General features: G+C 50.5%; 1 protein-coding gene. It reads left to right on the plus strand.

The window, feature by feature from the left end; translation table 11 throughout:
- Positions 1-291: hypothetical protein (locus tag S1OALGB6SA_RS10090; protein WP_195910269.1), on the plus strand; the 291-nt coding region annotated here is incomplete at both ends.

Consider the following 291-nt stretch of genomic DNA (forward strand, 5'->3'; position numbering starts at 1 on the left):
TGCTTTCCGAGTCGGAGGAGCCTGGGGAGGAAGCAGGAGGGAGCGGCCTCGATCTCCGGCGCTATCTGGTTAGGGAAGGTGGAGCCTGGAAGGTAGTAGATAGGGATGATTCAGAGAGTCAAGTAAGGGAGCTTGACTCAACGGTTAGCGAAAAGAGCGGGAGCGGGGATTTGACAATCAGCGCAACCTTGGGCAGGTTCACATATGATTATCTGCTTTCGGAATTTCACACTAAGATTGACAGCTTTGATGAGTCTGTGTACAAGAGAGTACTAGGCAGTCTTTTTGTTA

The organism is Olavius algarvensis spirochete endosymbiont, from assembly GCA_900608495.1.
Taxonomy (GTDB): Bacteria; Spirochaetota; Spirochaetia; order DSM-2461; family DSM-2461; genus UBA2779.